The 1,196-nt window shown below is 62.6% G+C and carries 2 protein-coding genes; both read right to left on the bottom strand.

Annotated features, from left to right (window positions below; translation table 11 throughout):
• The coding region (locus ABT116_RS48220) for a hypothetical protein (protein ID WP_351647849.1) at nucleotides 1-216 on the bottom strand (216 nt) is incomplete at its 3' end.
• The coding region (locus ABT116_RS48215; protein WP_351647847.1) for a lysophospholipid acyltransferase family protein at nucleotides 213-1,196 on the bottom strand (984 nt) is incomplete at its 5' end. The genes ABT116_RS48220 and ABT116_RS48215, both read right to left, overlap by 4 nt.

The following is a 1,196-nucleotide window of genomic DNA, read 5'->3' as shown; positions in this document are numbered from 1 at the left end:
TCCGACGTCAGCACCGCGGAATTGGGTGTCGATCGCGGCACCGGTGGTGCGCAAGAGTTCGCCGACGCTGATATCCAAGCGTCGCAGGCGGTCTCGGTACACAACGCTGGCCGAGTACCCGCTGATCAAGGTGCCGTCGAGGTCGAAGGCGGCGATCGTTCCGGGCCCGGGAGGGGCGGCTTCGATGGCGGAGTGCAGACGCTCGAGTCCGGTCACAGTCCTACTTCCTCGTTCGCGGCGGGCGCTCGGTTTGCTTCGGGAATGGTGACTACTGCAGCGGCGTCGGGCACCGGCATGGCCACCTGATCGAGCCGTGCATGCGCGAGCGCTCGGAGGTGGCGCAGACGCTCGACCTGAACCTTGATTTCCGCGGCGAATGCCAGGCGCCTGGCCCGGACGCCGTCGTCGTCGACTTCGATCAAGTTCCGGTTGCGCGCCAAATTCAGTGCAGTGGCGAACAATTCACCGGAAACCGATTCGTTGCTGGCGATCTGCTGTCGTAGGCGACGCTGATGTGCGACGTCGATGCAGTTGCTGACGAAGGACTTCTCGTCGAACGACGTCGAAATCGGGGCAAGCACAAGCTGATCGGCGACAACCTGGTACGCCTCGAGAAACGGTTGGAGCACACGGTGCGCGAGGTACGGCCGCACCGACTCGATCATGTGCTCGGTTCGTTTGTCGTCGGCCATGACGGTTTCCCACTCGGGATCGATCAGGGTCAGCTCGGTCCGCATCTCCTGCTCGAAGGTGTCCCGATCGCTGAAGAAGAACTCGAATTTCAACAGATCGCGGATGCGCTTGGCCTCGGCCCAACCGTCCCCGATGGGATCCTCGAACCGTTCTTCGACGGCTGCCTGCAGTACGAGTTCGGTGATGGCACGCACGACGAGAAAGTGAATTGTGTTGTTGCGGTAGAAGGCAGCGACAAGGTGCTGGTCCTTGCCGAGGTAGAAGACCTGCTCGCCGCCGCGATCGAAGCGCTCGAGGACACCGGAATCGACGTGTGTCTGCAACGCCTTCTCGATGACGCGCGGATCGGGCAGTTCGACGTCGCCGGCGATCGGAAGATTTCGCGCGGTGATGTACCCGAACAGCGGCGTGAGGATCGCGGTGAGCTCACGAACGGTCAACGCCCGGTCTTCGATTCCGAGGAACGCCAACATCGCCAGTGAAGACACGGTCACCGGGGTGAC

The sequence above is a fragment of the Streptomyces sp. NPDC002130 genome, assembly GCF_040296465.1.
Lineage (GTDB): Bacteria > Actinomycetota > Actinomycetes > Streptomycetales > Streptomycetaceae > Streptomyces.
The sequence above is the reverse complement of the archived record's forward strand: the minus strand, read 5'-3'. Positions and strand labels throughout refer to the sequence as shown.